Raw genomic sequence first — 1,251 nt, 5'->3', positions numbered from 1 at the left:
TGGACTTGTTCCCTCAAAACGTACGCCATGAAGCGAGTGTTAAGCAGTTTGCTTCAGTTGCTTTGCGTAGTCATTCGGTGAGCTGTATCCCAGCGCCGAGTGCAGCCGTGTCGGGTTGTAAAATCCATGGATGTAGTTTGCGATTGATGTATGGGCCTGTGCTTTGCTGGGATACACACTGGTGGCTTCTTCCTTCTTGAGTGTGGCAAAAAAGCTCTCTGCTACGGCGTTATCCCAGCAGTTTCCCTTACGGCTCATGCTTTGCACGAAGCCTCTTTCTGCGATCATGCTGCGAAAACCGCTACCGGTGTATTGTCGGCCTCGATCAGAGTGAAAAATCACTCCGTGATCAACTGGCGCTTTCGTCCAGGCGTTCATAAACGCCTGTTGTACCAATTCCTCGGGCATACGATCCGACAGGCTGTAACCAAGCACTTGCCGAGTCTGGACACTCAATACCACAGCCAAGTACAACCAACCCTGGCGTGTCGAAATATACGTGATATCCCCCACCCAAGCGGGTGCGGGACTCGTCACAGAAAAGCGTCGTTTCAACACGTTGTCAGAAATGGGTTGGATATATCGGTTATCCGTCGAGCGTTTGAACCGAGCTTTGATTTTTCCTCGCAGCATCTCCTCTCTCATCAACCGAGCTACTCGCTTGTGTCCTATGGCATACGAGCGGTTATGAAGCGCCTTAACCATGCGTGGACGCCCATAAGTGCCGCGACTTGCATGATGAATCGCACGAATTTCCAGGCGAATCACGGCGTCTGGATCCGGACGTTCCTGGCGCTTCAAATAGCCGTGAAAACCCGACACCGAGACTTCCATCACTCGACATAACAGTCTGACCGGAAAGCGAGTCCGTTCACGGGCGACGAAGGCGTATCTCAGTTGGACTCTTTGGCAAAGAACACCGTCGCTTTTTTTAGGATTTCTCGCTCCATTTTGAGCGTGGCATTTTCAGCTCGAAGCCGTGCTAGCTCGCTTTCCAAATCAGTGACCGGATGCCGGGCGGGAGAACTGAGAGGACGTCCGTTGCGTGCGGCGTCCAGCCAATTACCTAAGGTTTTAACCGAGATATCTAACTGTCGAGCAGCCTCTCCTCGACCAATGTTTTCAGCGAGTGTCACTGCTTGGGCTTTGAAGTCGTCGGTGTAACTGCGGCGGGTTTGCTGTGACATAGGTGCCTCCAAGGTGGCGATTAAAATATCGCCTCTTGGCGTCCGCTGCGAGGGAACAAGTCCA

At 52.5% G+C, this 1,251-nt stretch carries 2 protein-coding genes; both read right to left on the bottom strand.

The features are described from left to right. Positions 1-39: 39 nt before the first annotated feature. On the bottom strand, positions 40-897 hold the full coding sequence (locus LXM55_RS32310; protein ID WP_233324192.1) for an IS3 family transposase: 858 nt from the start codon (positions 895-897) through the stop codon (positions 40-42). Next, positions 894-1,251 (bottom strand): transposase (locus tag LXM55_RS32305; protein ID WP_233324191.1); only part of this gene is annotated, 358 nt, incomplete at its 5' end. The genes LXM55_RS32305 and LXM55_RS32310, both read right to left, overlap by 4 nt.

This window comes from Pseudomonas sp. Au-Pse12 (assembly GCF_021341665.1).
Lineage (GTDB): Bacteria > Pseudomonadota > Gammaproteobacteria > Pseudomonadales > Pseudomonadaceae > Aquipseudomonas.
The sequence above is the reverse complement of the archived record's forward strand: the minus strand, read 5'-3'. Positions and strand labels throughout refer to the sequence as shown.